The organism is Acinetobacter sp. UBA6571 (assembly GCF_002434085.1).
GTDB classification, from domain to species: Bacteria; Pseudomonadota; Gammaproteobacteria; order Pseudomonadales; family Moraxellaceae; genus Acinetobacter; species Acinetobacter radioresistens.
In genome coordinates this window covers 177,462-204,032 of the sequence record NZ_DJJJ01000035.1, presented here as the reverse complement: position 1 = coordinate 204,032, position 26,571 = coordinate 177,462, and the positions used below count along the sequence as shown (strand labels likewise).

Annotated in this window: 24 protein-coding genes; 12 read left to right on the top strand and 12 right to left on the bottom strand. The window is 42.9% G+C overall.

The genetic code is table 11. The annotated features are described in order from the left end of the window. Positions 1 to 53: 53 nt before the first annotated feature. A complete protein-coding gene (locus B3X18_RS07260) occupies positions 54 to 1,067 on the top strand; it encodes a magnesium and cobalt transport protein CorA (RefSeq protein ID WP_005018301.1) in 1,014 nt (337 codons plus the stop codon). Between the two features lie 34 nt (positions 1,068 to 1,101). Here B3X18_RS07260 and B3X18_RS07255 read toward each other — a convergent pair whose 3' ends face one another. The 8 genes from B3X18_RS07255 to dxs all read right to left on the bottom strand — a co-directional run bounded on the left by B3X18_RS07255 (position 1,102) and on the right by dxs (position 9,927). After that, positions 1,102 to 1,392 (bottom strand): STAS domain-containing protein, encoded by a 291-nt coding sequence (locus tag B3X18_RS07255; RefSeq protein ID WP_034669893.1) that lies wholly within the window; start codon positions 1,390 to 1,392, stop codon positions 1,102 to 1,104. 23 nt (positions 1,393 to 1,415) lie between these two features. Further along, on the bottom strand, positions 1,416 to 2,054 hold the full coding sequence (locus tag B3X18_RS07250; RefSeq protein ID WP_005024404.1) for an MlaC/ttg2D family ABC transporter substrate-binding protein: 639 nt from the start codon (positions 2,052 to 2,054) through the stop codon (positions 1,416 to 1,418). A 17-nt stretch (positions 2,055 to 2,071) separates the two neighbouring features. Then, positions 2,072 to 2,734, bottom strand: a complete 663-nt coding sequence (locus B3X18_RS07245) for an outer membrane lipid asymmetry maintenance protein MlaD (RefSeq protein ID WP_005024401.1) — start codon at positions 2,732 to 2,734, stop codon at positions 2,072 to 2,074. After that, entirely contained in the window at positions 2,734 to 3,510 is a 777-nt protein-coding gene (mlaE, locus tag B3X18_RS07240; RefSeq protein WP_005024399.1) for a lipid asymmetry maintenance ABC transporter permease subunit MlaE, read from the bottom strand. Before mlaE ends, B3X18_RS07245 begins: the two co-directional genes overlap by 1 nt. Next, positions 3,507 to 4,325: an ABC transporter ATP-binding protein gene (locus B3X18_RS07235; RefSeq protein ID WP_005024396.1), complete on the bottom strand. Its 819-nt coding sequence runs from the start codon at positions 4,323 to 4,325 to the stop codon at positions 3,507 to 3,509. The genes mlaE and B3X18_RS07235 overlap by 4 nt, the downstream gene beginning before the upstream one ends. A 347-nt stretch (positions 4,326 to 4,672) precedes the next feature. After that, positions 4,673 to 6,541 carry a DEAD/DEAH box helicase gene (locus tag B3X18_RS07230; protein WP_005024394.1) on the bottom strand — a complete coding sequence of 623 codons (1,869 nt, stop codon included), beginning with the start codon at positions 6,539 to 6,541 and terminating at the stop codon, positions 4,673 to 4,675. A gap of 524 nt (positions 6,542 to 7,065) precedes the next feature. Further along, positions 7,066 to 7,896, bottom strand: coding sequence for an inositol monophosphatase family protein (locus tag B3X18_RS07225; RefSeq protein ID WP_005024392.1), 831 nt, complete (start codon positions 7,894 to 7,896; stop codon positions 7,066 to 7,068). A 117-nt stretch (positions 7,897 to 8,013) separates the two neighbouring features. After that, complete coding sequence (gene dxs / locus B3X18_RS07220; RefSeq protein ID WP_105919094.1) at positions 8,014 to 9,927, bottom strand: 1-deoxy-D-xylulose-5-phosphate synthase; 1,914 nt, start codon at positions 9,925 to 9,927, stop codon at positions 8,014 to 8,016. A 302-nt stretch (positions 9,928 to 10,229) separates the two neighbouring features. On the opposite strand from dxs, the gene ribA reads away from it, so the two are divergent. From ribA to aroE, 4 genes are all read left to right on the top strand, one after another. Further along, positions 10,230 to 10,832 (top strand): GTP cyclohydrolase II, encoded by a 603-nt coding sequence (gene ribA, locus B3X18_RS07215; protein ID WP_005024388.1) that lies wholly within the window; start codon positions 10,230 to 10,232, stop codon positions 10,830 to 10,832. A gap of 134 nt (positions 10,833 to 10,966) precedes the next feature. Beyond that, on the top strand, positions 10,967 to 11,908 hold the full coding sequence (gene hemF, locus B3X18_RS07210; RefSeq protein WP_034688078.1) for an oxygen-dependent coproporphyrinogen oxidase: 942 nt from the start codon (positions 10,967 to 10,969) through the stop codon (positions 11,906 to 11,908). A gap of 339 nt (positions 11,909 to 12,247) precedes the next feature. Beyond that, a complete protein-coding gene (locus B3X18_RS07205; RefSeq protein ID WP_005018267.1) occupies positions 12,248 to 12,454 on the top strand; it encodes a hypothetical protein in 207 nt (68 codons plus the stop codon). Positions 12,455 to 12,577: 123 nt separating this feature from the next. Further along, positions 12,578 to 13,369 carry a shikimate dehydrogenase gene (gene aroE, locus B3X18_RS07200; protein WP_034688082.1) on the top strand — a complete coding sequence of 264 codons (792 nt, stop codon included), beginning with the start codon at positions 12,578 to 12,580 and terminating at the stop codon, positions 13,367 to 13,369. A 53-nt stretch (positions 13,370 to 13,422) separates the two neighbouring features. On the opposite strand, the gene B3X18_RS07195 is transcribed toward aroE, so the two are convergent. Further along, the gene (locus tag B3X18_RS07195; RefSeq protein WP_005024382.1) at positions 13,423 to 15,813 is read right to left on the bottom strand and encodes a hypothetical protein; all 2,391 of its coding nucleotides are present in this window, start codon (positions 15,811 to 15,813) and stop codon (positions 13,423 to 13,425) included. Between the two features lie 243 nt (positions 15,814 to 16,056). Between B3X18_RS07195 and B3X18_RS07190 the strand changes: the two genes are divergently transcribed. Further along, positions 16,057 to 17,880 (top strand): acyl-CoA dehydrogenase C-terminal domain-containing protein, encoded by a 1,824-nt coding sequence (locus B3X18_RS07190; protein WP_034669890.1) that lies wholly within the window; start codon positions 16,057 to 16,059, stop codon positions 17,878 to 17,880. A gap of 93 nt (positions 17,881 to 17,973) precedes the next feature. On the opposite strand, the gene B3X18_RS07185 is transcribed toward B3X18_RS07190, so the two are convergent. Next, positions 17,974 to 18,636 (bottom strand): hypothetical protein, encoded by a 663-nt coding sequence (locus B3X18_RS07185; protein ID WP_228133614.1) that lies wholly within the window; start codon positions 18,634 to 18,636, stop codon positions 17,974 to 17,976. A gap of 350 nt (positions 18,637 to 18,986) precedes the next feature. Here B3X18_RS07185 and B3X18_RS07180 point away from each other — a divergent pair, with 350 nt between their 5' ends. Next, the gene (locus B3X18_RS07180; protein ID WP_005018251.1) at positions 18,987 to 19,256 is read left to right on the top strand and encodes a PspC domain-containing protein; all 270 of its coding nucleotides are present in this window, start codon (positions 18,987 to 18,989) and stop codon (positions 19,254 to 19,256) included. Positions 19,257 to 19,337: 81 nt separating this feature from the next. Here the strand turns inward: B3X18_RS07180 and B3X18_RS07175 are convergent, their stop codons facing one another. Next, the gene (locus B3X18_RS07175; protein ID WP_005018243.1) at positions 19,338 to 20,444 is read right to left on the bottom strand and encodes an HPP family protein; all 1,107 of its coding nucleotides are present in this window, start codon (positions 20,442 to 20,444) and stop codon (positions 19,338 to 19,340) included. Positions 20,445 to 20,652: 208 nt separating this feature from the next. Between B3X18_RS07175 and B3X18_RS07170 the strand changes: the two genes are divergently transcribed. The 3 genes from B3X18_RS07170 to glyS all read left to right on the top strand — a co-directional run bounded on the left by B3X18_RS07170 (position 20,653) and on the right by glyS (position 24,431). Beyond that, the gene (locus tag B3X18_RS07170) at positions 20,653 to 21,111 is read left to right on the top strand and encodes a hypothetical protein (protein ID WP_005018242.1); all 459 of its coding nucleotides are present in this window, start codon (positions 20,653 to 20,655) and stop codon (positions 21,109 to 21,111) included. 261 nt (positions 21,112 to 21,372) lie between these two features. Next, positions 21,373 to 22,362, top strand: a complete 990-nt coding sequence (glyQ, locus tag B3X18_RS07165) for a glycine--tRNA ligase subunit alpha (RefSeq protein ID WP_034669888.1) — start codon at positions 21,373 to 21,375, stop codon at positions 22,360 to 22,362. After that, positions 22,362 to 24,431 carry a glycine--tRNA ligase subunit beta gene (gene glyS, locus B3X18_RS07160; protein ID WP_034669887.1) on the top strand — a complete coding sequence of 690 codons (2,070 nt, stop codon included), beginning with the start codon at positions 22,362 to 22,364 and terminating at the stop codon, positions 24,429 to 24,431. Before glyQ ends, glyS begins: the two co-directional genes overlap by 1 nt. A gap of 25 nt (positions 24,432 to 24,456) precedes the next feature. Here glyS and B3X18_RS07155 read toward each other — a convergent pair whose 3' ends face one another. Further along, positions 24,457 to 25,260, bottom strand: coding sequence for a DUF5677 domain-containing protein (locus B3X18_RS07155; protein ID WP_005407241.1), 804 nt, complete (start codon positions 25,258 to 25,260; stop codon positions 24,457 to 24,459). Positions 25,261 to 25,457: 197 nt separating this feature from the next. Between B3X18_RS07155 and B3X18_RS07150 the strand changes: the two genes are divergently transcribed. Beyond that, positions 25,458 to 25,847 carry a hypothetical protein gene (locus B3X18_RS07150; RefSeq protein WP_034669885.1) on the top strand — a complete coding sequence of 130 codons (390 nt, stop codon included), beginning with the start codon at positions 25,458 to 25,460 and terminating at the stop codon, positions 25,845 to 25,847. A gap of 219 nt (positions 25,848 to 26,066) precedes the next feature. After that, positions 26,067 to 26,552: a hypothetical protein gene (locus tag B3X18_RS07145; protein ID WP_034669883.1), complete on the top strand. Its 486-nt coding sequence runs from the start codon at positions 26,067 to 26,069 to the stop codon at positions 26,550 to 26,552. Positions 26,553 to 26,571: the final 19 nt, after the last annotated feature.

Below are 26,571 nucleotides of genomic sequence, written 5' to 3'. Positions count from 1 at the left end.
TCTAAAATACTCACCCATCTTGAACGCCAATACTGCGCAAGGGAGCCAAAGATATGCTTGAAGCCTTTTACGCCACAGAGCGCGGTAGTTTGGAAGATGCCACTATTAATGGTGGCTTTGATTTACATCCAGAACTTGTATGGATTGACCTGATTGCGCCCTCACAGGAGGAACAGCAATGGGTCGTAGATGCCTATAACCAAAATTTACCGACTTTAAAGTCTCTAGAAGACATTTCTTCATCAGCACGATTCTACCGCGATGACGATGGAATTTTGCATATCAGTACCTACTTTTTAACGAAAAATAAAAATTACCAAGTCGATAATGAGACTGAAGATGGAATGAGCCGACTGGCTACCGTACAGACTGTGGCTTTTATTTTACATAAAAATCATCTATTCACATTACGTGGCGAAAAACTGGTGGCATTTCGGGCATTCCGGGCACGTGCGCGCCGTAATGATTATGAAATGGATTATAAAGATCCGACTTGGATTTTATTAGGGTTATTAGAAGCCAAACTGGATGAACTTGCGGATATATTAGAAGATATCCATAGGGATCTGGAAAAATACTCTACTGAGGTCTTAAATAATCATCATCGCGAGCAGATTCTGGATCTGGACGACATGATTACGCGGCTAGCCCAGCAAGAAGATACTCTGGGTAAAGCCCAGCTCTGCCTGATTGACCTGCGTCGAGTACTAACTTTTTTATCGCGTCCGCGTGCTCTGAGCAGTCATATTTATGATGCAGATATTCGTGAATTAAGTGAAGATGTACGTTCTTTGGTTGAGCATGATGCCTTCCTCTTTCAAAAGGTTCGCTTCCTGCTGGATACAACTTCAGGATTTATTAATACTGAACAGAGCGATACGATCCGTCGCTTTTCGATTTTACCTAGTATGCTGGCGCCACCGATGCTGATTGCCAGTGTTTATGGTATGAATACTGATGTGCTTCCATTTGCTAAAGGCACCACCAGTTTCATGGTAGTCATCAGTATATTGATTGCCTTTTTTGTAGGTCCTTTAATTTACTTCCGCTGGAAAAAATGGATATAAAAAAAGCACATTATGGTGCTTTTTTAATTTCAGTTTAGCTAAGCAGTTGCAAGTCATTTTCCAGATGGCAGGCCTGAATGATTTTCATCATCTTGTCTGGCACACTCTTAAATTCCAAACCCTGAGCCTGTGGAGTTTGCCTTAACCAGCGGATCAGCACCGCTAAGGCCAGCGTACTCCCATGCTCTAGTCCAGCCAAGTTAACTGTAAGTGGGTAATGCTGCTGAGACTGAATAAGCTTGAGGCCCTGCTGATAATATTGTTCCGCATTAGCGTAATCAATTTTCCCAGTGACCTTAAGCTCCTGCCCAATTAATTCAACCACTCTGCACCTGCCCTAACTAAATCTTATTTTTTTGCCTGACTGACTGCAGCATCTGCATCCGGCTGGAAGTTTGCAATTGCTTTATCTAGATTACCACCATTACGTTTTACCGTAGCTGCAAACTGATTACGGAACTGCAAGCCCAAGTCGATACCAGAGACATTGATATTACGGATTTTCCATTGCGTACCTTTATCTACCAGCTGGAAAGAGACCGGAATTTTCTCGCCCTTATTGTTAAAGTCGACAGTAACTACAGGATTTTTGCTGTTAGTGGCTTTATAAGGGCGAATGCTGTAAGACTGGTTACTATATTTTGCAAAAGCACTGCCATAATTTTCAATCAGAGTTTCACGGAAATTTTTCTCAAATTGAGCACGCTGGGCAGCTGAACTGTATTGATTGGTTGCGTAAGTACCCATCACAATACGTGTAAATGCTTGGGAATCAATGTAAGGGTCCAGATTTTCACGTACAATGGTTTTGACTGCAGCCGGATTAGTTTGCAGCTTGTTATGATCAGCTTTTAAACGGCCAATCAACCCATCTGCTACACGTTTAATGAAAGCCGGAGGAGCTTCAGAAGGTGCAGCAAATGCTGTACCTGCCAATAAGCTGGTTAATATACTTACTGTCAGGGTTTGTTTAAATAAAGTTTTCACTCAATCACTCCTCTACATTACTCGACAAATGAAGTCTGAGCATTATTTGCTTCAGCCGTTTCAGTTGCCGAACTTTCTGATGATTTACCCGCACCACCTGTAATAAATTTACTGATTAAATCTTCCAGATCCATAGTGCCCTGCGTATTGGCAATTGTTTCACCACGTTTGACATAGTTCAGTCCACCGCCTGGAACAATTTTCAGATATTTCTCGCCTAACAATCCATTGGTAGCCACCATAATATAAGCATCTTCATCAATACTGGTGATGGATTTCATGTTACTGATCAGTTGCTGTTCCATAGCTTTTTGTTGTGCCGGTGCCGCAGCAGCATATTCACTACTGTAGCGTAATTCCTCTATGGCATTTTGCTGTACAGTTTTTAACTGCTCAGGATTAAAACCTGTAAGTTTACCATCAAGCTCAAAATCCACCTTGGCCAGACGCGACACTGGATCTAGGGTAATATCGGTTACACGTCCAATTGTGACGCCACTCATGGTAACCTTAGCTCTGGGTTTCAGTCCGTTTACGTTGTCGAACTGAGCACTCATTTCATAGCTGTCACGTAAGCTGGTACCCGCCAGACCACTGACTTTCATGGCAAGAAAAAATAGAGCGATGCCGAAAAGAATAACGAAAATACCTACGGCCAGCTCACTAATACGTGATCTCATCAAACCCCTCCGAACATGACCGCAGTCAACACAAAATCAAAACCTAAAACACATAATGAAGAAAAAACTACTGTGCGGGTGGTTGAAGTAGCGATGCCTTCTGAAGTCGGTTCACAGGCATAGCCCTGATAAACTGCAATCCAGGTACAGATTAATGCAAATACAATACTTTTGATGATGCCATTCACTACATCATGCCCGAACTGTACACTGCTTTGCATTCCACTCCAGAAAGAGCCTTCATCTACACCCAGAAAATCTACGCCGACCAGTTTGCCGCCCAGTATGCCTATTGCACCAAAAATTACGGTAAGCATGGGAAGACTTACTATACCTGCCCATAAACGTGGCGAAACGATCCGTTTAAGCGGGTCTACCCCAATCATTTCCATACTGGAAAGCTGTTCAGTGGCTTTCATGAGACCAATTTCTGCTGTCAGTGCAGAACCAGCCCGGCCAGCGAATAGTAGTGCCGCGACCACTGGAGCCAGTTCGCGCAGTAAGGTTAAGGCAACCATGGTACCCAGCATGGCTTCACTACCCACATTCACCAGAATTGAATAGCCCTGCAGCCCTAATACCAATCCAATAAAGAGTCCAGAGACCGTAATAATCAATAGCGACATCACCCCAACCCGGTACATCTGGTAAATAAATAGTTTTACCCCAAGCCAGGTCGGCAATGAAAATATAATCTGCAGCAACATCAAGGTTGCTACACCAATACCACGCACCCGTTCAATAACAAGTCGGCCTAACCAGGCAATGGCATTCATGAACCAACCTCATTTTTCAGATAAGCCTGATTGCTAAATTGGTAATCCACAGGCCCCTCCACAGCACCAGTTAAAAACTGGCGAACAAAGGGTGAAGCATCAGCCTGTAACTGTTCAGGTGTACCCTCACCCTGAATCTTGCCCTCTGCAATTACATAGATATAATCAGCAATTGAAAGAGTCTCAGCAACGTCATGTGAAACCACAATTGTCGTCAGATCTAGTGCTTCACGTAAAGAACGGATCAGGCGGGTAAGTACCCCCATGACAATCGGGTCCTGTCCTGCAAAGGGCTCATCATACATAATCAGTTCAGGATCAAGAGCAATCGCACGCGCCAGTGCAACACGACGGTTCATGCCACCTGAGAGTTCGGAAGGCATCATTTGTTCGGCACCACGCAAACCGACTGACTCGAGTTTAAGTGCAACAAGTTCAGTAATCAGGTGCTCGGGCAACTGCGTGTGAGCACGCAATGGAAATGCGACATTTTCATATACAGTCATATCTGTAAACAATGCACCGCTTTGAAACAGCATCCCCATACGAGCACGCGCTTTAAACAGCTCTGAACGCGACATTTTGGCAATGTTATGGCCATCAAGCAATATCTCGCCCTGATCAGGTGTAAGTTGACCACCAATCAGGCGTAGTAAGGTAGTTTTACCCGTACCGGAAGGGCCCATGATTGCAGTAATCTGACCACGACGGATGCTTAAACTAACATTGTCATAAATGATACGTTCCCCACGTTTAAAACTCAGGTTCCTGATTTCAATCAGGGGCCGAGTATCAAGAGAACTTGGGTAATTCATAACTGAGAATTTCCTGCCTTTTTCAGCTCGCCTACTATAGCATCGAACCATTAAAACTTGGTTGTATTTTAACAATTTGTCCTATGAGAGTGCCAAAGGATTAAGAAAAAATGCTAAGATCATTCTATTTGATTCAAATAATGAGATTTGAAAAGACTTAAACTTGAAAGCTATAACTTGATATTCAAGAAGTTTAAAGTGACATATACAAAATAAATCGTTTGATACTGCTTCTTTTTTATTGGTTCTTTATTTTTATAAAAATAAGATGTTGTCCCATTAAACTTAATTAAATTAAAAGTATAAAAAAGCCAGTTCAGGAACTGGCTTTTTTATTTTATTACAGCTTAGTCTTGAAATTTACGGCGACGTTCACTGCCAAAGTCGCGACGTGGACGGTCTTCACCACCAAAGCTACGCTCGCCACGCGGTTTGTCATCAAAACTGCGGCGTGGACGGTCTCCACCGGCTGGACGCTCACTACGGTCGCCCGCAGCACGGAATCCACCAGTGCGTGGTTTATAATCTACGCGGTTTCCACGGTTGTCATCATTTGAGTCAAAACGTGGTTTGTCATTAAAACCGCCTTCACGACGTGGACGATCGCCACCAAAATTACGCTCGCCACGTGGCTTGTCATCAAAGCTGCGACGTGGACGGTCTTCACCACCAAAACTGCGTGATTGCGGACGATCACCAAAGCTACGTTGTGGACGGTCTGAATTAAATTCACGACGTGGGCGTTCAGCACCACCAAAGCTACGCTCACCACGTGGCTTGTCATCAAAGCTGCGCTGTGGACGGTCGCCAAAATCACGGCGGGCTGGACGGTCACCAAAATCACGCTTAGGACGATCATCACCAAATGGACGTTCGCCACGCGGTTTATCATCAAAACTGCGACGAGGACGATCGTCACGACCGCCTTCACGACGTTTGAAGTTTGATTCACCTTCAAAGCGGCGACCACCACCAAAACCGCCACGACCACCATCACGGCCGCCCGGGCGTTTACCGCCACCACCTTCACGACGCGGACGAGCCGGTGGTGGGGATGGCTCTAGGCCTTCAATTTCTGAAACATTCAGACGAGTTTCCAGGTAATCTTCCAAAGCACGGATCTTGCCACGTTCACGGTAAGTTGCCAGTGTAATGGCTTTACCGGTACGGCCAGCACGACCAGTACGACCAATACGGTGTACATAATCTTCATGCTTCATCGGTAAACCGAAATTGATTACGTGCGAAATGGTTGGTACATCCAGACCACGCGCAGCTACATCAGTTGCCACTAGAATTTTAGCTCGGCCTTCACGAATACTGCGCAGACGACGGTTACGTACGGTTTGTGGCATCGCACCATGTAATGCAACAACAGAGTGACCCGCTTCAGCCAGTTCTTCAGCCAGCATGTCGGTATCTTCTTGAGTGCTTGCAAACACAACAGCCTGATCCAGAGTTTCGTCTTCTAACCAGTGAGTCAGCAGTTTTTTCTTGTGCTCAAAACCATCAGTCCAGTGTAATGTCTGGGTGATGTCAGTATTGGTTGAATGACCTGTTTCAATAGCAATACGCATTGGATCTTTCATCATGCATTCAGCAAGACGAATAATACGATCAGCAAAAGTTGCAGAGAACATTAAAGTCTGCTTGCGGTTTAGAGCAAGTTCGCTGATCGCTTCCAGGTCTTCAGAGAAGCCCAAGTCAAGCATACGGTCAGCTTCATCTACAATTAACGCATCAACTTTATCCAGTTTAATCTGGCGACGGTTTACCAAGTCAAGCAGACGGCCTGGAGTGGCCACTACAACCTGCGCACCTTTTAACTGCTGGATTTGTTTACCAAAAGGCATACCGCCCATGATCGCAGCAATACGTACACCTTTCATGTGACGTACCAGCGCGATTGCATCTTGACAAACCTGCTGGGCTAATTCACGAGTAGGCGAAATCACCAGAATATTTGGTTGAGTCACTGCACGCATACGTTCTTTAAACGGCAGGAAAGTATCTTGATCAGCAAGAGCATTTAATGTTGGCAGTAAGAATGCCGCAGTTTTACCAGAGCCAGTTTGGCTTGAAACAAGAAGGTCTTTACCTTCTAAGGCAGCAGGAATCGCCTGTTCTTGTACAGCAGTTGGCGCTGTAAAGCCCAAGTCTGTCAGTGCTTGGGTAAGAGATTCATGTAAAGAAAATTCAGCAAAAGTTTTGCTCATAGAGAGTGTTCACCCTGTTTTGGGTGCTCCATTTAATAAATACAAATATGGACATCGGCACAAAGCGGCACAGCGACTAGAAGCTGAAAAAATATAGAATTCAGCAGCGATCCGAATAACGACGATGTGGATTAAACGCACGCATGATTACGGCCGCAACCTGAAAGAATCGCTTAAGCGATTGGGGCGCGAGGAATAGTCCTCTCTATGGACAGTACGCGCATACACAATGATTAGAAGAGAATGTTCAGGTAATGAACGGAAATTTAAGTGCGTGACAGCATGATACCAGAAACATTTTAAAAAGTAATCATTTTTTTCGATTAAATCTAAAACAAAGAGCGATTTTAGCAGTAATTGACTCATTTTTAAGTAAATTTTGATTATTTTTTATACAATTAATTTTTAAAAACCTTAATTCAGCATTTGTGGAAACTTGTATAGAGAAACAAACCTTAATATATACATCGTACCAGTAAGTAAAAAGCCCTCAATTGAGGGCTTTTTAAACGTTATTGCAGAGTTTATTTAGCTGCATCGCCCCAAGCAGGAACTACAGTTTGCATCAACGGTTTTAACATTTTCATTGAAGATGCCAAGACCTGTCCATTTGACATGGATTCAGAACCACCACGCGCATCCACTACAGTACCACCCGCCTCTTTAACCAAGAGCTCACCTGCTGCAATATCCCAAGGCTTCAGGCCAACTTCAAAAAAGCCATCAAAGCGGCCAGCAGCCACATAAGCCAAGTCCAGCGCAGCAGAACCGCCACGGCGAATTTGTGCACCAGCTTTAGTCACAGCCAGCAAAGAAGCAAAATGCTGCTCGGCATAAGATACTACTTCACCAGCACGCTGAGTACGGTAAGGATGACCTACTGCCAGGAAGGTATTGTCCAGGCTGTCCTTAACATTTACACGAATGCGGCGCTGGTTCATCATTGCTCCGCGGCCACGGCTGGCAGAGAATAACTCATCTTTTACCGGATCGTAGATTACGCCATGCTGGGTAATCCCTTTATGCTGAACAGCAAGAGAAATACAGAAATGCGGAAAACCATGAATAAAGTTTAAAGTTCCATCCAGTGGATCAATCACCCAGCACCAGTCGGCATCGTGACCTTTTCCTTCCTGAAGACCGAACTCTTCACCCAAGAAACTGTGATTTTTGTAGCTTTTACGAAGTGTATCGATAGTTAACTGTTCCAGATAACGGTCTACACGCGTTACTGGACCATCAATTCCTTTTTCTTCCACTTGTAGATCGAGCTTATGACGATTTTGATGCGCTTTTAAAAGCTCTTGACCAACTGTTTGAGCCGCACGCGCAGCCATCACCACCATAGGTTCCATTGAACACCCACTACAGAATAGAAAAATTTTGACAAAGAATAGTGCATAAAAGCGCATTCATTTTATCAAATGAATGCGCTTTTAGGGAGAAAATGTTGTTAAATTTTAGAGCCTGTTTTAAGGATGTAAAGTCAGCTTAGCCCAGCACTGTGCAATTGAGCGCTGAATACCGAGTGCATCGAGGCCGCTTTCCTCTAACATTTGCGCATGAGAAGCCTGTGGCATAAAGCTGTCTGCCAGCCCTAGATTTAACACTGGCTTCACAAGAAGGGCCTTGGCCAGGAACTCATTAACAGCACTACCTGCGCCGCCCATCACTGCATGTTCTTCTACAGTTACAAATAATGTGGTCTGTCCGGCCAGCTGTTGAATAATTTCTTCATCTAGCGGTTTCACGAAACGCATATTGACTACACGAACACCAAGTTTGTGCGCAGCGGCCAGTTCCTGTCCTGCTTCGAATGCAGCCTGTACCCGGCTTCCAAACGCCAGAATACTGATCTGCTGCTCATAATGCGGATTAAACTCAGCCAGTAATTCAGCACGGCCAAGCTCCAGCAAACTCATTTCCTGCTGAACATTTACCCCTAAGCCTGAACCCCGTGGATAACGTACCGCAGCAGGTCCTGGATAGACATAGGCTGTATGTAGCATCTGACGACATTCATTCTCGTCTTTAGGCGCCATAATGATCATATTTGGAATAGTCCGCATATAAGCATAGTCATAAGCCCCTGCATGGGTTGGGCCATCTTCACCTACCAGACCGGCTCGGTCAATTCCAAAAGTAACATCCAGATTCTGTAATGCGACATCATGAATCAGCTGATCATAACCGCGTTGCAGAAAAGTAGAATAAATGGCCACGACAGGCTTGAGGCCTTCACAAGCCATACCGGCAGCCAGCGTGACGGCATGCTGCTCTGCAATTGCCACATCAAAGAAGCGTTCCGGATAGTCCCGAGCAAAATCAACCATACCCGAACCTTCACACATGGCAGGCGTGATTGCCATGAGACGCTTATCCTGCGCTGCCTGGTCGTATAACCACTGCCCAAAAATCTCCGAATATTTAGGTGGAGCCTTTTTAGTCGCCAAGGTTGGTTGGGCAGGCAACTTGCTAATAGCATGATAAGTAATCGGATCAGCTTCGGCAGGTGTAAACCCTTTTCCTTTCTTGGTATATATGTGAACCAGACGTGGGCCTTTGCGTTTTTTCAGGGCATTAAACACCTGAACCAGCTGGTCGATATTATGACCATCAAAAGGACCAAAATAGTTAAATCCGATAGCTTTGAACAGGTTATCAGCCGCACTGGTCGCTGATTGATGCAGACGTGAATTATAAATCCACTGTGGGTGCGGCTGTACATAAGCCTCACCATTTTCATCAACATTGACAAATTGTCCCTTTTCCCAGATTGCAGCCAGATGTTTTGCAAAACCGCCGGTACTTTGCGAGATTGACATGTCGTTGTCATTGAGCACTACGATCAGATCAGCATCATGAGCCACTGCGTCATTCATGGCTTCAAAAGCCATGCCCGCAGTCATGGCACCGTCGCCCACCACACATACCACTTCACACGGATTGTTTTGATAACGACGTGCAAGTGCCATACCCAGGCCGGCAGAAATTGCTGTGGATGAATGTCCCACACCAAAAGTATCGAATTCAGATTCATCTCGTGCAGGAAAGGCTGCCAGACCATCTTTGGCACGAATTGTAGTAATTTGTTCGCGCCGGCCAGTCAGTACTTTATGCGGATAGGCCTGATGACCTACATCCCAGATCAAGCGGTCATCTGGTGTATTAAAGCAGTAATGCAGGGCGACGGTCAGTTCAATTACACCCAGGTTTGCACCAAAGTGCCCGCCACTTTGTCCGGCCGCATATAAAATATATTGACGCAATTCATCTACAACCTGAGCCAGTTGTTCTTGGCGAAGCTCACGTAATTGTTGTGGATGATCAATACCCTCTAACAAGGAGATTACGGGGCGTTGAGTGGGAATTTCGGTATACAGCATATGTGGCAAAGCCTTCTAAAGCCGGGCAAATCTAAGCTAGGTAAACGGGTTAAATCGATAAATTATCGAAAGAAATCACCTTCCATCAGCCACATTTCTAGCGACGTAATTTCGAGCATTATCTCATAGGGCGTTGTTTAGTGCACAGGATTATCCTGAATAATCTTACTATTTATCAACTATTATTGTGTGCTTTCTACAAAAAAGAAAATCTTATCAATAATTTCAGTATCGCAATTCTACCAATAGCCGAGCATTAGGCTATACTTTAGCGATTTTCTATGACAAAGACGAGCTGAGCTGTGCCGATTGAATTTGTTGCCACATCCAAATTACCCACCAAGTTTGGTGAGTTCAAGATCAGTGTATTTCAGGATCCGGAGACCGGTGAGGAACATGTGGCACTTTCCAAAGGGCTGGAAACTCCGCCAAATGGCCCGGTGCTGGTCCGTATTCACTCTGAATGTCTTACTGGAGATGCCTTTGCATCACTTAAATGCGATTGCGGTCCACAATTACAGGCGACCCAGCAGTTAATCAATGAAGCAGGTCAAGGTGTGATCCTGTATTTGCGTCAGGAAGGACGCGGGATTGGCCTGACTAACAAGATCCGTGCCTATGCCCTGCAGGATCAGGGTCATGATACTGTCGATGCCAATTTAATGCTAAATCTGCCCGCAGATGCGCGTCATTATGATATGTGTCCAATTATGCTTAATCATCTTGGAGTTAAACAGGTACGTCTGATCACCAATAATCCATTAAAGATTAAAGCGCTGCAGGATCAGGGTATAAACGTGGTAGACCGTATTCCATTAACTGTGGGCTTAAATCCATTTAATGAAGAATATTTAAAAACTAAACATAAGCGCATGTCACATCTTTATAAAAAAGATGACTTCTGATTCACTTTCTTTAAACCAGATAAAATAAAAACTTAAGGGATTTTTTCAATATTATTAGAAAAAATCCCTTACTTTTTCTATGTCTTTATGCTTTGATGTGATTAACCTTTTTTATTTCTCCCTCGAGGGTCATCATGCAGAATCCAACTTCAGCTGATATTCAACGTGTTCGTGAATTTCTTCTTGATCTGCAGGCACGTATCTGTGCCGGGTTAGAGCAGCGGGAACAGGCCGGCGGCGGAACGGCGCAATTTGTAATTGATGACTGGGAGCGCCCTGAAGGTGGTGGTGGGCGCTCGCGCGTATTGCAAAATGGCGAAGTGATTGAAAAAGGTGGAGTGATGTTCTCTCACATCAATATCTCCAGACTTCCAGCATCAGCTACCGAACGTCATCCTCAAATTGCAGGTGCCAAAGCACAGGCTCTAGGCGTATCACTGGTCATTCATCCTAAAAATCCGAATGTCCCAACCTCACATGCAAATGTCCGTCTGTTTATTGCTGAACCAGAAGGCCAAGATCCGGTTTGGTGGTTTGGTGGGGGATTTGACCTTACTCCCTTTTATCCAGATGATGAAGATGTACGGGCTTGGCACCAGAAAGCCCATGATCTCTGCCATCCTTTTGGTGAAGAGGTATACACCGAACATAAACAATGGTGTGATGACTACTTTTACCTGAAGCACCGTGACGAACAACGCGGAGTAGGGGGCCTGTTTTTTGATGACTTAAACCAGTGGGATTTTGAAACCTGCTTTAAATATATACAAGCTGTAGGTAACGGTTACCTTGAGGCGATTTTACCAATTTTTCAAAAGAACCAAGAAAAACCTTATACTGAAGCACAGCGTGAATTCCAGCTGTACCGTCGTGGTCGCTATGTTGAATATAATCTAGTCTATGACCGTGGCACTCTGTTTGGCCTGCAAACTGGCGGACGAATTGAATCCATTCTGGTCAGTTTGCCAAATCTGGCCGCTTGGTCATATCGCCCTGAATGGGAACAGGATTCGCCAGAAAAACGCCTGACTGATTATTATTTAAAACCTCATGACTGGCTGAATGAACTGCAATAATATTCAGCATTTAAAGTATGGGAGCTGCTTTATTTAAAGCAGCTTTTTTATGCAATTTTAAATTACATCTTTGCACTTTGTTAAACAGCTTCACATAGTGTTTCATTCATTAGCATTTTAATACTTATAAATTAAAAAATATCAGGTACACTTTATGTACTTGGTCAGGCTATTGATCCTGATTATAGATCAGTTCTCTTGGTGCATATTTGCATGTTTATGAAGAGAATACATTAGCCTATTTCTTTAGGCCCGGTTGTCGCTCTTACCTATGAAAAGGTAATGATATGTCTGCCGAGTTATACCGCTACTATTAAACAGGTTATCTTGAGCAAAATAATGTTAAGAAAATCAAATAATCATACTGTGATTTTGTCATGGTGTATTTTCTCTATTCTTCTATGTTCCATCGCTGTAACAATTGTCTCTGATAATACGATCTCAGATGGCGTATCCATAACAGTCAGTGTGATTGCTGGTATTGCACTGGCTTTAAGTCTGGTTACGGTCCTCATTGATGTTATCCGCTCGATTTGTGACCCTTAAGTCAGATTAAAGATTTTATTTATTTTCAGCTTTCAGTTTTGATTGAAACCGTTTTTAACTTCAGTGGGCAAAAATTACTGATTGACGTATATTGTCTGCATTTCATTTAATGGATACTGTGAGATGAATCAGCAGTTTGCCGTCATTGGTAATCCGATTGAGCAGTCCCGCTCTCCTGAGCTTCACCAGACTTTTGCCCAGAAAACCGGCATTCACCTAAATTATGTTAAACGACTGGCAGCACCTGATGCATTTAAAACTTCGGTTGAAGCTTTTTTTGCACAAGGTGGCCGAGGCATGAATGTGACGGTCCCTTTTAAGGAAGAAGCATTTGCCTTATGTGATGTACTGACTGAACGTGCCAAGATTGCCAAAGCAGTCAATACATTATGGCGGGAAAATGACCAGCTATATGGAGACAATACCGATGGGCAGGGCTTAGTGGCTGCCATTACTGCTTTGGGCTGGCCATTAAAAAATAGTCAAATTCTGATTATTGGGGCAGGTGGCGCTACTCGCGGTGTGATATATCCTCTGGCTCAGGCAGGTGCCAGAAAGATTGTTATAGCTAACCGTACCTTAAGTCGTGCTGAACAGCTGGTTCAGGATTTGCAGCAAGCCGTACCACAAACCACGTTGCAGGCCATGGCATTAAACGAACTGAGTGGAAACTTTGACTTAGTGATTAATGCAACTTCAGCTAGTTTAACTGGTGAAGCACTGGTTCTACCTGAAAGTCTGAGCTTTCACTATGCCTATGAGATGGCTTATGGCAAAGCTTCAAGCTTTCTGGACCAAGCCAAAGCACGCGGAGTAAAGTATGCCGATGGGTATGGCATGCTCGTTGGACAAGCAATTGAATCATTTTCAATCTGGCACGGTGTTAAACCGGAATTGCAGGATTTTCTAGATTAAATATAAAAAGAACCTCAACTGAGGTTCTTTTTAGAATAGAGAATTAAACTGCCTTATTTAACATGCTGCTTTAATTTTTGATAAGTCTCTTGGTATAAATCGAAGTCAATATAATCGGCCTGATCTAAAGTCAGCTGCTGAATACTTCTTACCGAAAGATTATTCTGGGTAGTGTCTTTATATGCACGCGCCAGTACTGTTGCGGCTGCTTTCAGAAAGGGACGGCTAGCTGGCTCAACTTCATATTCCTCATTAAAACGCTGTATATAATACTGAATAAAGAGAGCTTGGGGCTGTTTGTACTGGGTTGCCAGCTTGTTCCAGTTTTGACGGTCTTCAGCACCTGCAATCACTTCCGAGACCATTTTGTCTACGCTTTTACCCAAGACCTCATCAAACTGGATACTTTCCTTGAGCTGATGTTTTTCCTGCAAGATTTTAATTTTTGCCAGTTCTTGTGTATCTGGTGTGTTCTGATCAACGTCCTGATAACGATACGCATAAACCTGAGAAATTTCTTGTAATGCCTGCGGACTGTAATTCTTCAGCAGTTCTGGCTGTTGAACTGCCAGTTCCATCAGGAAAACAGTCTGATAAGTTTGCTGGTAAGAATGAGTACGGGCGTAAGTCTTTTCTGCCAGCTTATGTACCTGCTGCTCAAAATCAGGCATTTCATTATGAGTATTGGTTCTGGATGACTCATCTTCACCCATAGAGCGCCCCACTCCTTTAATCAGGTTTTCAAACATTGAGCCTTTACTGACTTCCTCAATCGACTTGGCATTACGCAACTGGGCACGGTCAATTTTGGTAGCATTACCATAATTTAAAATATCCATGTCAGCTTTTACATCCAGTACACCATATTTTTGTGTTGTGTACTGCAAGCCATATTTAATCTGTACTACCCGGCCCTGCTGGTCTAGTCCAACATCCACCTGTAACGGTGTCTGCCGATGAAGTCCCCTCATTGCCTGCTGTATATCGGATTGGTGATTCTTCCATAAACCGGTAAATTCCTCAGCTGTAGTCAACTGCCGTTTTTCATAAGGGGTAAATACCTTCTGTAAATTCAGCAAAGCTTCATTGAGACTATAAAGTGTTCCCTTATCTTTTACATTTTTTTGAAAAACATCTAAACCATACTCATTTCGACAAGCATTCAGCTGCCCCATAGCAACCTGCTGAGGCTGTTGAAGCAATGCTTGACATTCCTCTTTGGTTAGGTAACCGCTCGCTTCCTCTTCAGCCGCTGTATACGTCTGCTCTTTAGCAGTATCTAAACGTCCAGAATCTTCTGTCAGTTGGGCTGCATCTCTGCAGTTCTTGTGGCTGTCCGTTATACAACTGGTTTCAACAGCACTGTCTGTTGCCATATCAGGATGTTGTAACTGGTTCAAGTGCTCATTAACCAACTGGGTTAATAATACACGTGACTGGTAAGCTTCTGTTTCGGCGCTACCACCTATTTCAGAAGATAAAACATCCAGTTCTACCTTGTGTGAAAAGTCATCCTTTTCTCTAGCAGCATCGGTTGCTATTTGATTGTCTTTAGACTGTACTGGCATACCTAAGACGGTATGAGATAAGTACCCTTTGTTGAGCTGACTAAACAGACTTGATTGTAAAGAAATAGCTTCAAGAGTGGTATCTAACCGGACTTTCTCAACCAGGCCTTGTTGACGGTCTTGAGCCGTTAGAGCGAGCGAATGTATCTGTTGCGGCTCTGCTAGCAAGTAAGCGACTGCATTCATCTGCTTAATGTACTCAGCCAGCTCTTGCAGGTTTACTTTATTGATATCACTTTTATATTTGGAAAAGTCAATATAGGCAAAGCTGCTCTGACTGTCTTGATTGACCAGATAAGGCATAAGCGCAAAATAATTGCTATAGAACTTATAGTCTTTAAAGTCCACGACCATTGGAATTTTGGCTTGTACCAGCAGAGTCGGTTTTTTATAGGTTGCCGTTAGATTAAGAGACGCCAGTTTCTGGCGATAATGTACCGAACCAGCATAATCAAACTGAATATTACTCAGCAGATTTAACGCCCAAACATCAAACTGGCGCCCGGAAGCTGTACTCGCTGCTCTATAACGATCAGCGTCCTTATACATTGCCTGATAAAGTTGCTGCTTTTGTTGTGTTGTAAGAGAAATATGCTGTTTCTTTAAAAACTGGTCAATCTGCTTTTGCAATGTGTGGTCGAACCGATCCGATTTCTTCTGTTCCTCCTGAGTTTTAGTTATATCTTGTAACGCAGATGCTTTTACTAAGAACTGGCCACGATAATCATAGCTCGAGGTTTCAAGCATGGAATTAAGACCATGTATCGCGCGCTGTCCAGCACTTTTAGCAGCATCTGGACTGGTTTTAATGACATGCTGTGTACACGCCCCCAGACTTAAACCTAACAGGCACAAGGTTAAATATTGTAATTTCATGAGGTTTTTCTAAACACCTTATTTATTTATAATTTAAACTAAAAAAACTGCAAATTAATCTGTACAGATAATCCGGCTTATTTTAACAAGCTCAAGTCCTTTTAAGATTGGCAATTGTGCTTAGATTAGCTTTTCTGACATTTTAATTTTGCTGTCATATCAATGTATTTTTATAGAATTTATGAATAATTGAATACATACACCAGATAATCCAAAACAATTTCTAGATTAGGATTAAGACCCATGCCAGCATATAAAGCTCCCCTTCGTGATACACGCTTCTTGATGAATGAAGTTTTTGATTATCCAGCCCATTACCAGACTTTATCCAATGGTGAACTGGCTGATAGTGATACCGTCGATATGATTCTAGAAGGTGCAGCAGATTACTGTGAAAATGTAATTTCCCCCCTGTATCAAACCGGCGATGATGAAGGCTGTCACTGGAACAACGGTGAAGTCACTACCCCTAAAGGCTATAAAGAAGCATATGACCAGTTTGTACAAAGCGGCTGGCAGGGATTGTCTTATCCGGAGCAGTATGGTGGACAGGGTCTCCCTATGTCACTCAATCTGATCAAGTCGGAAATGATGGGCACAGCCAACTGGGCGTTTACCATGTATCCAGGTTTAAGCATGGGTTGCATGAATACTATTTTGCAATTCGGGACTGAAGAGCAGAAAGATATTTATATGCCACCTCTGGTTGCAGGTACCTGGTCAGGGACCATGTGTTTGACTGAGCCCCAATGCGGTACTGATCTGGGTCAATTAAAGACTAAAGCTGAACCTCAGGCTGATGGTACCTATAAAATAACCGGTACCAAAATCTTTATTTCTGCGGGTGAACATGACCTGACTGAAAATATTGTACACATCGTGCTTGCTCGTCTGCCAGATGCACCTGCGGGTACAAAAGGTATTTCACTGTTCATCGTACCGAAGTTCCTCCCAACTGCTGAAGGAAATGTCGGTGAGCGCAATGCAGTGAACTGCGGTTCAATTGAGCACAAGATGGGTATCAAGGCCTCTGCAACAGCAGTACTCAACTTTGATAATGCTACCGGTTATCTGATTGGTGAACAAAATAAAGGGCTGCATGCCATGTTTACCTTTATGAATACTGCCCGGATCGGGACAGCGGTTCAGGGTATTGCACATGCTGAACTTTCATTCCAAGGCACACTGCCTTATGCCAAAGAGCGCATGTCAATGCGTGCCCTGTCCGGTAAAAAAGATCCGGAAAAAGTTGCTGATGCGATTATTCATCATGCTGATGTACGCCGTATGCTACTAACACAAAAAGCTATTGCCGAAGGTGGCCGTGCCATGATTTATCATGCTGCACAGCTTGCCGATAAAATGACAGATGCCCTTACCCGTGGTGACAATGCTGAATATGAAGAATACGATGATAAACTCGGTTTTTATACGCCTATTTTAAAAGGCTTTCTGACCGAACTTGGTCTTGAAGCAGCTAACCATGGTATGCAGGTCTTTGGTGGTCATGGTTATATCAAAGAATGGGGCATGGAGCAGATCGTTCGTGATGCACGGATTGCCACCTTGTATGAAGGTACAACCGGTGTGCAAGCACTGGATTTGATTGGCCGTAAAGTTTTGCTGTCTTCTAAAGGTAAAGTCGTTCGTGATTATACCGCTGAAATTTTAAAATTCAGTGGCCGTCATGCACGCAACAAATATATGCGCCGTTTTGCCTGGGACCTGACTAAAATCTGTGCTCAGTGGAATGCTCTTACTGTACGTATCATGCTGGCTGCACGTAAAGACCGGGATATTGTTTCAAGTGCCTCTTTTGATTATCTCATGTTCTCTGGATACGCCATGATGGCTTATTTCTGGGCCCAGCAGGCTGCAGTGGCTTCAGAAAAACTTGAATCGGGTGAAGGTAAAGAAACTCCTGAATTCTATAAAGCTAAAATCAAGGTTGCAGACTTCTATTTCGAGCGTATGCTGCCACGTGCACAAGGTCATGCTGAAGCTATGGTGAATCCTTCACGCACCATGACTTCTCTGGCAGCTGAACATTTCAGCTTTGACTACTAAGCTCATCATTTCAATATAAGTTATTCTTTAAAAAGAGCGCTTAGGCGCTCTTTTTAACTTCAGACTATTATTGATTCTAAATTATTCCAAGTCTTAAAACTCTACTGCATCTTTGACCAGTTTATAGGGCTGTTCAGGTAATGGATGCTGCTGTATAAAAGTCTGTATTACCCGCTGATCATTAGCATGCAAGGTCTTATAGAGATTCATGACCAGATTCTGCTTGGGATCAACACGATAATAAAAATTGATCCCTTCAGCGAGGTGCACAATAATTTCATTCTTAGCCTGATCAACAGACCAGTGATCTTTGCGATAAAAACGGCGCTGCGCTATATCAGGCCTGTCTACGCCAGGTTGCACCCGGCCAAATGTAGCGATCATACGGTGGGCACTGCCATCAGGCAGCAAATTTAAAATATATTCTGCCCTTCCTTTGCCACAATTTACAAAAGCATCCTGACAGGGAACTTGCGTATAGTAACGTCCTGCATACTGTAAATTTGTACTGCGTACTTCTTCATTCTGCTCATTTTGCAGTACTGGCAAAGACGCACGGCCTGCAACCTCAGTCAGTTTTCGGCCTGTCACCAAACTTTCATCAGTATAATTTATATTATTCAAAGAAGGGAGCTGACCCTGACTTAGAGGTGAGCTTTCCCGTGTTTCTGACTGTGAGAGATCACAGCCACCCATCAATGCGCCTAATAACACAATGGTACAGACTCTGGCTAGAACAGGCATTTTTCTATTCATCACTCACTTGTTGGTCCGACGACATTCGGCTTATACAGGCCAATAAATGTATTTTCAATACACTTTTATCATTAAAATCAGGCGTTTCAATACCATTGTCGCTCAAGTTAAATTAAATACTCAAAAGAGTAGAGAAGGCATACCAATAAAAATAAAGTCGACTTCCTGAGTTGGAAATAACTTTAAGGGTATTTTAGTGGTCAAATTATAGAAATTTGAACTCCTGCTTACATAACTTAACCAAGTTACTGAACATACGTCTTTAAAAGGTATTCATTCATCACTATATAAATATCGAGGGTAATGATTTTTTCGTTATCAGATTTATTTTTTACAGCGAGGAGACTTCGATGTCAGATTCTGGCTTATATCGTTCTAACCGACAAAACATGATTGCCGGCGTAATGGGCGGTATTGCAGAACGTTTTGGCTGGAATGCCAATCTGCTGCGCATCATTTTTGTCTTGATCTCGATTATGAGTGCAGCTTTTCCTGGAATTCTGGTTTATCTGATTTTATGGCTATTGATGCCTAAACGTGATTATCGTCTGGATGCACCGCCACGAAATTATCAGCAGCCAGTACGTACTGTTTATGATGAACATAAAGTAAAACGCTAAATCGCTCTCCTCTCTAAGTGGTTTGGTCGCTACGGTTGTGCCCCTAGACAGCCGTAGCCTTTTTATTTATCTATCTATAAATTATGGTTTCTGGCGCAAATGCAGAATTTCTTGCTGCATAGCTGCAATCATATCTGCCCGGCTAATAATTCCAATTAACTGTTCTGCTTCAACTACAGGTATATAGTTAAAAGATTTCTCTACAAAATAGGGCGCCAAATCTTGAATTGGCTGTTCAGGGTGAACTGTCACCACCTTACGGTTCATAATCTGTTTTACCAGATACTCCCATGATGCCCGGTAATCTGCACCGCGCTTAAACCACTCAACCACATCATATAACGCAAGTGTACCCACCAAATGCTCTGAGGCATTCACTACGGGCAGACTCATTAAATTGACCTGTTTGAACTTGTCTAAGGCTTTATGAATATCATCGTTTTCATGCAGTACAATGACGTCACGGCTCATAATATCACGACAGTGATAGTGTAAAACTATACGTTCATTTGCCCGTTCTTGGGCTTCTAGAATAATTTTTTCCAAGTCATACTGACTGATATCAAGAAGCTCGGTCTGATGCTCAAGTGCCTGCTGGATATCCTGTGGCTGAATGGTCACCTTCTGGGTAGGCGTCGGGTCTTTGGAACGCTCATTTACCTGCCGTGGATAAGGATAATGCCGCCCTAGCAGACGATTAAAAAAAATAGCAAAACCCAGCAATAAAACCGAATTTAGTAATACGGGATAAAATAAAAATTGATAACCCAGATGATGTACACCCTCGCCACCTAAAACTGCCGTAATTGCTACAGCTCCGCTAGGCGGATGTAATGAATCTGTAGTCATCATCAAGAAAATAGACAGACCAACGGCCAAGCTAAACGCAGAAGTAAGATCAGGAATCCATAAAGCACAACTGACACCAATTAATCCGGCAATGGTATTGCCCACCACCATGTTCCAGGGCTGCGCCAGTGGACTGGCCGGCACTGCAAATAATAAAACCGAGGAAGCACCCATGGGTGCAATATACCAGGCATTGATTCCGCCCAGTGTATACCAGCTAATAATTGATGAAATCGCCAGTCCCAGCAGAGCGCCACAACCACAGAGTAAGCGCTCTTTTAAAGGCAGCGTTTTAAAATTAGGTTTAAGGGTGTCTAGCCAAAACTGTGAATTACTCACTGCACAACCTGTTCTTGTTAGATAAAAAACAGGGCGAGTATACGCCTAAGCCTTATTAAGGTGCATTGATTTTATATCTTTACAATATTGGTTTTTTTGTAAAGCAGTCACAACGCTTCTTAGCGTTACTTAACTTTTCTCAGCTTTATACTTACTTGGCTCTGTTATTTACTCATAATTGATCAGGGATTAATCAAGACTGGATGATATGAACAATAAAATCTATAGCAATACAGCTTTAATACGCTCTTTGCTTCTGGCACCGATACCAAGCCTGCTGGTGATTTTAATTTTCTCGGCAGCCGCCAATGGTGCAGGCCAGTTATCCTCTGTAGTCAGTATTCTGTTTGTAGCTGTTATGATTTATGCAGTTTACTGTATTTTAGCATTACCGTTTGCTTACGGCTTATCTCAGCTTATACAGCTCAAATTTCATCTAAATCTGGGAATTATTTTAGTCGGCTCTATAAGTGTATGGTTAATTATGCTGACTTTGTTGCAGCTCATACTCAATCATAATATTTCAATGGGCTGGGAACTTTATTTGAGTGGTGGCTATTATATGATGGCTTTATTGACCGGATTCTTTTACTGGTTGCTGCTTAAATATTTTGATTCACAACCTGCCCCAGCAATTGCACATTTTAACAAGTTAAAAACCTACTGATGAATAGTTGAAGGACAGGAATTTCGCTATAGCTGAATCAGGTTTTATGCTGGTTTATTTTCTAGAATCCAGGTTTAAATACCTGTTTGGTGGAATTTTATCTGTATAAAAAAGCTGAACTGATTTTAATAATAAGCCTGGTCTGACTTGAAAATTCTGCTTTAACTCATGATTCGCACTCTTAAATAGAATTCTTTGCCACTCCCCTGCAAATTCCCTATACTTAGGGACAATTTTTTCTCATATTCTAGTGGATGCTACATGAGTCGCGCCATATCACATATTGATACATTTCAAGGCTTAATTCTTGCCTTACAAAATTACTGGGCCGAGCAAGGCTGCGTCGTATTACAACCTTACGACATGGAAATGGGTGCAGGTACTTTCCACACTGCGACTTTTCTGCGTGCATTAGGCCCTGAAACCTGGAATGCGGCTTATGTCCAGCCATCACGCCGTCCTAAAGATGGACGTTACGGTGAGAATCCAAACCGTCTACAGCATTATTACCAATTCCAGGTAGTGCTGAAGCCTAATCCGGATAATATCCAGCAGCTTTATCTGGATTCATTAAAAGCTATTGGTATTGATACGCTAACACATGATATCCGTTTTGTAGAAGACAACTGGGAATCTCCAACACTTGGCGCTTGGGGCTTGGGCTGGGAAGTCTGGCTGAACGGTATGGAAGTGACACAGTTTACCTATTTCCAGCAGGTTGGTGGCGTAGAGTGCTATCCGGTTACAGGTGAAATTACTTACGGTCTTGAGCGTCTGGCCATGTACCTGCAAGGTGTAGACTCGGTTTATGATCTGGTCTGGACCAAAGGCCAGTTTGGTACGGTCACTTACGGCGATGTGTTTCACCAGAATGAAGTAGAACAGTCTACTTATAACTTCGAATATGCGCCAGTTGAAAAACTATTTGAACTATTTGATTTTTACGAAACTGAAGCCAGCCGTTTAATGGAAGCAGAACTTCCACTACCGGCATACGAACAGGTGATCAAAGCTTCACATAACTTTAACCTGCTTGATGCACGTGGTGCGATTTCTGTGACTGAACGTCAGCGCTATATTTTGCGTGTACGTACACTGGCCCGTGCCATTGCACAAAGTTATGTACAGGCCCGTGCCAAACTAGGCTTCCCGATGGCCGAGCCTCATCTGCGTGATGAAGTCTTGGCCCAGCTTAAAGCTCAAGCGGAAAATGATGCTGCTCAGGCAGAAAAATCAGCGGAGAACAAATAATGTCTAAACATACAGTTTTATTTGAACTTGGCTGTGAAGAACTTCCTCCAAAAAGCCTGAAAACCCTACGAGATGCCTTACAGGCAGAAACAGTGAAAGGTTTAAAAGATGCTGGTCTAGCCTTTGATTCAATCGAAGCTTATGCTGCCCCACGTCGTTTAGCCCTTAAAATTGTGAATGTCGATGGTGCACAAGCAGATACACAGAAGCGTTTTGATGGTCCTGCGGTTCAAGCGGCTTATGACGCTGAAGGCAAACCAACCAAAGCTTTAGAAGGCTTTATGCGTGGTCAGGGTATCAGTATTGATCAAGTATCAACATTCCAGGCAGGTAAAGTTGAAAAGGTCTGCTACTTAAAAGATGTAAAAGGTCAGAGTCTGGATGTATTACTGCCACAAATCCTGCAAACTGCTTTAGATCATCTGCCTGTGGCAAAACGTATGCGCTCAGCAGCCAGCCGTACTGAATTTGTACGGCCAGTCAAATGGGTAGTATTACTAAAAGATGATCAGGTCATTGATGCTACTATTCAGGACCATACAGCCGCTAATGTAACCTATGGTCACCGGTTCCATGCACCAGACGCAATTACACTTGCAAATGCTGATGCCTACCTGGATGCACTGCGTGCAGCTAAAGTCGTAGCTTCATTTGAAGAACGTCAAGCCATTATTGACCAGCAGGTAAAAGCTCTCGCTGATGAAGTTAATGCAATTGCCATTGTACCGGCTGACTTGCGTGATGAAGTAACTGCACTGGTAGAATGGCCGGTAGCTCTGCGTGCCAGCTTTGAAGAGCGTTTTCTTGCCGTTCCACAAGAAGCACTAATCACGACCATGCAGGATAACCAGAAATACTTCTGTCTGGTCAACAGTGACCACAAGCTTCAGCCTTATTTTATTACCGTATCGAATATTGAGTCAAAAGACCCGAAGCAGATTATTGAAGGTAATGAAAAAGTTGTTCGCCCACGTCTGTCAGATGCCGAATTCTTCTTTTTGCAGGATCAGAAACAGCCGCTGGCTTCACGTTCAGAAAAACTGGCTAACATGGTATTTCAGGCACAGCTTGGCACCTTATGGGACAAGACTGTACGTATCGCAATGCTGGCTGTGGAACTGACCAAGTTTACAAGTGCACAGGTTGCCGACGCTGAAAGAGCCGCCATGCTGTCTAAATGCGACCTGACTTCCGAGCTGGTAGGTGAATTCCCTGAGCTTCAAGGGATTGCAGGGACATACTATGCCCGACTTGAGGGTGAAAACGATGAAGTCGCTGAAGCGCTTGGTGAGCAGTATCTGCCAAAATTTGCAGGTGATGTTTTACCAAAAACCAAAACTGGCACTACGATTGCACTGGCCGACCGTCTGGATACGCTGGTAGGTATTTTTGGAATTGGGCAGGCTCCTACAGGTTCAAAGGACCCGTTTGCACTTCGCCGTTCGGCAATTGGTATCTTGCGCCTGATTATTGAAAATAATCTCGATGTAACGATTGAAGCACTGGTGAACTCTGCCCTGCATGCCTATGGCGCGCTGATTACTGATCCGAATAAAACCCGTAGTGATGCAGTTGCCTTCCTTGAAGGCCGTTACCGGGCCAAATATGAAGACCAAGGTGTTCAGGTAGATGTCATTCAGGCAGTCCAGGCGATGTCACCTGCTTCTCCGCTTGACTTTGACAAGCGGGTTAATGCCGTTAACCATTTCCGCAATTTGCCTGAAGCTGCTGCATTGGCTGCTGCAAACAAGCGTGTTGCAAATATTCTGGCGAAAGAAGCTGCACCGGAAGGTTTAGTAGTTGAAGCGAACCTGGTTGAAGATGCTGAAAAAGCATTATTTGCTGAACTTGCGAAAATTACGCCTGTGGTTGAGCCATTATTTGCTGCTAAAGACTACACTGCTGCGTTGTCTGCACTTGCTGCTCTTCGTGCGCCAGTCGATGCGTTCTTTGACGGCGTAATGGTGATGGCAGATGATACTGACCTGAAAGCAAACCGTTTACGTATGCTGGCTCAGCTTCGTGATTTGTTTACCAAAGTTGCTGATATTTCGGTGTTGCAGCACTAAGTTGTGATTTATTAAAAAACCCGCTTTAGAGCGGGTTTTTTATTTCAAGAAGATCTTTATCTTGCTTGTTTAATTTATCATATAAATCAGGGAAAATTTCTAACATATTATTAATAGCTAATTTCAAATATCCTTCAGCTAAACCTAAAGCATATGCAGAATATATCTCCTCTATTGGTGTCTTTACTCCAGTTCCTCGGTCTGGTTCAAACATTTTATAGAACCCCATTGGAAAACTATGGGTATAAGTAGATAATAGTTGGTAATTTACTTTAAATGCTGATTTTGAATTTCCGATTTTGTGTTCAATTTCTTCTCGACTGAGAAAAAAAGCAGTAGCCCCCTTTAAAAAATGCCGTTGTTGTTTCTCTTCTAAGTTTTGAAAATATTTAGTACTAGTTAATTCTTTAATCAATTGGTCTTTTAAGTCTTTATCCGGTTCTTCTTTACCAATTTCTTTAAATAATTTTTCTCTAGATATAAAATCATGATAATTAAAAAGATTTTTTCTAGCTAATGCTTCATCTTCTGAGATTTTATCAATACAAAGATAAAAAAATGTTTGATAGCACTCCATTAAATTTCTAGCTAAAGTAAATGCTGAATTAAAATCCCAATGTGAATTATATTTCTTACCAGTATCCAAATCTGCTAATTTTTTTAAAGAGATCGAAATAACACAAATTTTTGTAAAAAGGATAGAGGCCCATCCTTTTCTATAATCTACGAATCTTCCAGCTACACTTTTTGAAATTTTGATTGCTAAACTTGTATACTTTACATACGTATTAAATTGTTTATGAAATTTTAATTCATCGATATTATTCATTCGCTATGCTCTTTATCCAATTTCTATAATTAAGAAATATACTTTAAGTGCTCATTTTCATATTTCAGAAAAATTCCAAAGATGAAAATAATAAAATTTCAAAAACTCGCTTTTAAGCTAAACCAGACAAATACTATAGGCATATCCCTATATATTTCATATACTCAACCTAACAACACTCTACAAGAAAGAATCATATGAAATTTAAAACACTCATGTTGATGGGTCTTGCGAGTATCGCAGTTACAGCCTGTAGCTCAGCCCCAAAAATTCCTCAGCTTGATCTTGGCGTCTTACAGGAAGTACAAAATCTTGAAGTTGTTCCGGCAACTACTAACAATAAGGCAAAACTGACCAAATTCCTTGATAAATGCGTGATTGAATTTACAGGTGATATTGGTGAAAACCGTGTTGTGGAGCAGTGGTCATTTAAAGGTATGGGATTAATGAATGCCGGTTCGGCCACATTCCAGCGTGATGGCACTAGCAAAGCTGAAAAATTTAATCTGCATGATGCGAATGTTCAAAAGAACTTTGTTACCCTGCGCGATCATTTTGCCAAAGAAGCGCTAGATCAATGTAACTAGCAAACTCGCCCTGTTTTTATAAAAGATAGGACGTCCTCTATGACGTTGCTGCATAAATCGCTGTATAACCCTCTATATCTTTTTTAAATTAAAATAATTATAAGATACTGCAATATTCTTCTTTAGCGATTCTTCACAGGATATTCATTGTTTTTAAAACATCATCCGCTACACTAAAAAATTCAGACCGCTCTTTAACAAATTCGAGGTCGATTCTTAATGAATATTAAAACTCCAATACTTTTGCTCATCGCTCTTATGGGCGCTGTACCACTCCTCGCCCAGGCGAATTCTACTCAGACCTCTTCACAGATTACTAAACCGGTCACACCTTATGGTGAGAACCCAAATCTTCTGCATGTATTTGCCTATAAAGCACAAGAAGGCGTAATCAATACTGCGGAGAAAGTGGGAAAGGTGACTGAAAAAAGTATCGCCAGAATTAAACCAGATGTCGACCGCGCCTGGAACAACACCAAATCTGTTGCCTCAGATACTATTCAAAAGGTGGATCAGGGAACACAGCAGGCAGCTCAACAAGCTAACCAGAGAATCCAGAGCTCCCGAGAAGTATGGGGTGGTACACCGCAACAAACGGCGCCTATTATTCAGCAACCTCTAAGCCAGTCATCGACAGCTTCCCAAACTACAGCGCCCTCACAACCCCATTCAGGCGCTACCAGCTATGCAATCACAGAACTTTAAACTTACATGGAGTTAAATA